At 64.9% G+C, this 4,621-nt stretch carries 5 protein-coding genes and 1 tRNA gene; 2 read left to right on the top strand and 4 right to left on the bottom strand.

Going from position 1 to position 4,621, the window contains the following annotated elements; all coding sequences use genetic code 11:
* On the top strand, positions 1 to 465 hold a 465-nt coding region (locus JWR86_RS13950), incomplete at its 5' end, for an ATP-binding protein (RefSeq protein WP_299566650.1).
* Positions 434 to 1,087 carry a response regulator transcription factor gene (locus JWR86_RS13945; RefSeq protein ID WP_299566648.1) on the top strand — a complete coding sequence of 218 codons (654 nt, stop codon included), beginning with the start codon at positions 434 to 436 and terminating at the stop codon, positions 1,085 to 1,087. The genes JWR86_RS13950 and JWR86_RS13945, both read left to right, overlap by 32 nt.
* 729 nt (positions 1,088 to 1,816) lie before the next feature.
* On the opposite strand, the gene JWR86_RS13940 is transcribed toward JWR86_RS13945, so the two are convergent.
* From JWR86_RS13940 to JWR86_RS13925, 4 genes are all read right to left on the bottom strand, one after another.
* Positions 1,817 to 1,891, bottom strand: a tRNA-Gly gene (locus JWR86_RS13940).
* Positions 1,892 to 1,985: 94 nt separating this feature from the next.
* A complete protein-coding gene (locus JWR86_RS13935) occupies positions 1,986 to 2,882 on the bottom strand; it encodes a carbohydrate ABC transporter permease (protein WP_299566646.1) in 897 nt (298 codons plus the stop codon).
* A 28-nt stretch (positions 2,883 to 2,910) separates the two neighbouring features.
* Entirely contained in the window at positions 2,911 to 3,867 is a 957-nt protein-coding gene (locus tag JWR86_RS13930) for a sugar ABC transporter permease (RefSeq protein WP_299566644.1), read from the bottom strand.
* Between the two features lie 100 nt (positions 3,868 to 3,967).
* A partial coding sequence (locus JWR86_RS13925; RefSeq protein ID WP_299566642.1) for an extracellular solute-binding protein occupies positions 3,968 to 4,621 on the bottom strand: 654 nt, incomplete at its 5' end.

The following is a 4,621-nucleotide window of genomic DNA, read 5'->3' as shown; positions in this document are numbered from 1 at the left end:
TTGGCGTCCGGCTTTGCTCTTCCAGATCTTGCCGGGCTCACGCTTGTTCAGGCGCTACAGGTGGCTGCACGGGGTCACGAGAGGCGGACAGGGACAGGCGTCGCGCTCGAGCTCTCGACCCGAGTGCCGGATTTGCCCGCAACAATGATTTCCGCTTTGTATCGGTTTGTGCAGGAAGGGTTGAACAATTCGTTCCGTCATGCGGGAGGACAAGGCCAGGCGGTTTACGTTAAGGTTGATGCAAAGGCTCTGGTGGTTGAAGTTCGCGATAAAGGGCAGGGTGTCCCTCAGTCTAGCCAGTCGCACGAGGCCCTCGGACTACTCGGGATGCGGAGCCGCGTTGAAGCACTCGGAGGCCGGTTCAGTGTCGAGTCGTCAGAACGTGGTATGGTGGTGACGGCCGCGTTCGATCTGCGTGATTTGGAGGCTTGCGATGGTAAGTTCGATCAGCATCGTGGTGGCTGACGATCATCCACTGCTTCGGGCGGGCATCGTGGAGGCCGTCTCCCGCGACCCTCGCCTCAAGGTCATAGGAGAGGCGGCCACGGCTGCGGACGCGTGCCAGCTCGCGACGATGTTTCGGCCAAATTTGGTGTTGCTCGATGTTTGCATGCCCGGGGACACCTTCCTCGCCGTTCGCACGATCCTGGAGGCCTGTCCCGACACGAAAGTCGTGATGCTGACAGCCTCGTGTTCCGAAGCTGATCTGCTCCGATCCCTCCAGAGTGGAGCAAAAGGCTACGTCTTGAAGGGCAGTGGCGGTGCCGAGCTGATCAGGATCCTTTTGGCTGTTCACGAGGGGGGAGCTTACGTCCCTCCTGAACTTACGAATGCGTTGATCATTAAGAAATGTGATCGCGCATCGCCGTGCCGAGATCTCACCGGACGAGAAGACGTCATTCTGGAGCACGTCGCTCGGGGCCTCACGAACAAGGAAATCGCACTCGAGCTCCACGTGGCCGAGAAGACGGTCAAGCATCACATGACGCGGATCATGGACAAGCTCAAAGCGCGCAACCGAGTGGAAGCGGCGATTGCGCACACGCGAGCAACTCCCGCCTCCGCCAACGAGCGGCCGCCCCGGTAGCGGCGGCAGCCCGGCGGACCCGTGCGCCGCTGCGCGAGATCGCGGCCCCGCCGGCCTCGCGCGGCGGCCGGAGGGCTTGTCTCCGCCCGTGCTGCGACGGGAGGCGGGGATGCCCACTCTCCGAGCGTCGGCCTCCTGACTGAGGCATCGCGCGGCCCGTTGCCGGCGTGTGGGTGAGCAGGAGCAGCTCCGGCCCTGGCGACCGGTGATGAGAGTCAGGACGCGAAACCCGGCCCCGGACGCGCCAGAAAAAGGCAATGGCTCGGATCGAAGCGGGTGAGGGGCCGGCTGCGATCCTCTAGCCCCTGCGACAATCGATGGCGGACGGACGAGGCCGCCGAGTGGGAGCGCCGCAACGGCCGGGGTCGCGCCGGACCGTCACGTCGCGAGAGGTCCGGGTCGGGAGAGGCGTGCGCGGATCTCGTCCCCGGGCCCGCCGAAGGGAGCCGCATGCCGCCTTGCGGCGGTCCGAGTGGGTTTGTTCATGATGGGGCCGGCGCCACCCTGAGGTGACGCCCGGTCGAATCGTTTGCTCATAAGGCGAAGAATGGCCTGATCTCGCGCGGGTCAGGCTGGACGGGGCATGATCTCGGCTCGGCCCTCGTGCGCCCGGTTCCGGCTATCCCGGCCAGATGCGATCTCGGCGGGTTCTCTTCGGGCGCTTCGGACTCGGAATCGGTCCCGCCCCCGAAGGGGAAGGTCCGAGAGCACATCTGTCGAGGAGAAATTTGGAGCGGGCGAAGGGATTCGAACCCTCGACCCCAACCTTGGCAAGGTTGTGCTCTACCCCTGAGCTACACCCGCATCCGCAGCGGCGACCCGGTGGGCGGCCGCTGTCCGGACCATGTGCCCGATGACGGGCCGGATGGCAAGAGGGTCCGTGCGCGGGCCTCCGGGGTCACTCCTTCACGGCGCCGGTCAGGGCGGAGACGTAGTAGTCGACGAAGAAGGAGTAGAGGATCACGAGCGGCAGCGAGCCGACCAGCGCGCCCGCCATGAGCGAGCCCCAGCGGTAGATGTCGCCGTCCACGAATTCGCTGACGATGGCGACCGGCACCGTCTTGTTCTGCGTCGACGAGATGAAGGTCAGGGCGTAGATGAACTCGTTCCAGCACAGGGTGAGGGCGAAGATACCGGCTGAAATCAGGCCCGGAACGGCGAGCGGCAGCACGATCTGGGTCAGGATCTGCCAGCGGCTGGCGCCGTCGATCAGCGCGCATTCTTCCAGCTCGTAGGGAATGGTCTTGAAATAACCCATCAGGAGCCAGGTCGAGAACGGGATCAGGATGGTCGGGTAGGCGAGAATCAGCGCCAGGGGCGAATCGAACAGGCCGTAGGCCTGGATGATGGTGGCGAGCGGGATGAACAGGATCGAGGGCGGCACCAGATAGGCGAGGAAGATCGCGGCCCCGATCCAGCCCGCGCCCCGGTAGCGGATGCGAACGATCGCGTAGGCCCCGAGCACGCTCGCGAACAGCGACAGGATCGTTGCCGCCACGGACACGTACATCGTGTTCCACAGCCAGAGCGGATAGTTGGTCTCAAAGAGCAGCTTGTGGATGTGCTTGAACGTCGGCCCGACGACCCAGAACGGGTTGTACCGGTCCATGTCGATCAGCTGCTCGTCGGGTTTGATCGCCGTGAGCACCATCCAGTAGAACGGGAACAGGAGGACGATCAGGATCAGCCCGAGCGGGATGTAGGTCGTCACGATCCGGCGCGGCAGCGTCTCCAGGAACGCCATGCCTTCCGAATGGTCGGAAACGGCTCCGGGCCGGGCGGCGATCGTGCTCATCGGGCAGCCTTTCGTTTCAGCACCGCGCTCACCCGTCCGACCCGCCGTGCTGCCAGGCCCGGCGCTGCAGGCCGAACCAGGAGATGCCGATTGCGGCGAGCAGGAACGGCACCATGGCGGTCGCGATGGCGGCGCCTTCGCCGAGCGAGCCCGACAGGATGCCGCGCTGGTAGGACAGCGTGGCCATGAGGTGGGTGGCGTTGACTGGGCCGCCCCGGGTCATGGCCCAGATGAGCTGGAAATCCGTGAAGGTGAACAGGACCGAGAAGGTCATCACCACGGCGATGATGGGCGTCAGCAGCGGCAGCGTGATCTTGTGAAAGATCTGCCACGGGGAGGCGCCGTCGATCACCGCCGCTTCATAGAGAGAGGGCGACACGGTCTGCAGCCCGGCCAGCAGCGTGATGGCGATGAACGGGATGCCGCGCCAGATATTGGCGAAGATGACGCAGGCGCGCGCGTTGTTGGCGTCGCCCAGGAAGTCGATGTTGCGGTCGATCACGCCCATCTGCCGCAAGGACCAGGACACGATCGAGAACTGACTGTCGAAGATCCACCAGAACGCGATGGCCGAGAGCACGGTCGGCACCACAAACGGGATCAGAACGATCGACCGGATCAGCGACTTGAACGGGATGTGCTTGTTCAGAAGCAGCGCCAGATAAAGGCCGATCCCGAACTTCACCACCGACGCTACGCCCGTATAGAGCAGGGTGTTGAAGACGGAGAGCCAGAAGACGTCGTCTTCCCAAAGCCACTGGTAATGCTCGAAGCCGATCCACTCGCCGGTGCGGCCGATCTTGGCGTTGGTGAAGGAGAGCCAGATCCCCTTGAGCAGGGGATAGCCGAGAAACAGAACCAGGATCGCGGCGGCCGGCAGCATGAACCAGAAGCCGAGCCAGCCCCGGCTGAGCCGCAGGCGGTCCCAGAGCGGCGTGGCGCGCCGCGATGCAACGTCGCTCGCCTGGAGGGCCATGTTCGCCATAGCTGCCTACTCGGTCCGCCCACCCCGGCGAAAGCCGGGGCGCGGGACGTGGACTGCGTCCCGGCCGGTGCCGGGACGAGCGGGTCGCACGATCATGCCGTCAGGCGTTGCGGAAGATGCGCTGGGCAGCGCGCTCCGCCTGCCGGATCGCGCCCTTGAGGTCGGTGCGGCCCGTGCAATAGCCGGCGAACATGTCGACCACGACGAAGTCGGCCAGGACGGCACCCGTCTTCTCGCTCACCGGCGCCAGCCCGCCGGCCGCCAGGGTCCGCCTCGCCGCCTCCTTGAACACGGCGTTCTTCGGGTCCTTAGTCCAGACCGGATTGTTGTCGTAGGCATTCAGCGGGTGCGTCAGGTAGCCCTGCGCGCCTTCGAGCCACGGATTGTAGTTCTCGGCCTCCAGCATGAAGGCCATGAACGCCTTACAGGCCTGCGGATACTTGGTGTACTGGTAGGCCAGGATGGGGAAGGCGAGCTGGAACTCGGTCGGCTTGCCGACGGGCCCGACCGGAAACAGGGCGTGGTCCATGTCGGCCGCGATCTCGGGCTTCTCGTTCTTGGCTGCGGCATAGATCGAGATGCCGTTGTGGGTGAGGTGCAGCTCGCCGGCCAGGAAGGCCTTGTTGTTGGAGGAATCGTTCCACGAGGCCGTGCCGGGGATAAAGGTCTCGTAGAGCTGCTTGACGTATTCCAGCGCCTTCGCGGTCTCGGGCGAGTCGATCACGATCTTCTCGTTGGCGTCGACCAGGTTGGC

Source organism: Enterovirga sp. (assembly GCF_028290205.1).
GTDB lineage: Bacteria > Pseudomonadota > Alphaproteobacteria > Rhizobiales > Beijerinckiaceae > Enterovirga.
Note: the sequence above shows the minus strand (reverse complement) of the source record. Positions and strands in the feature narration are given on the sequence as shown.

Bases quoted from the DNA above. Each gene is read 5' to 3' on its own strand.
- JWR86_RS13935 (WP_299566646.1), bottom strand. From the start codon at position 2,882: ATGAGCACGATCGCCGCCCGGCCCGGAGCCGTTTCCGACCATTCGGAA.
- JWR86_RS13945 (WP_299566648.1), top strand. From the start codon at position 434: ATGGTAAGTTCGATCAGCATCGTGGTGGCTGACGATCATCCACTGCTT.
- JWR86_RS13930 (WP_299566644.1), bottom strand. From the start codon at position 3,867: ATGGCGAACATGGCCCTCCAGGCGAGCGACGTTGCATCGCGGCGCGCC.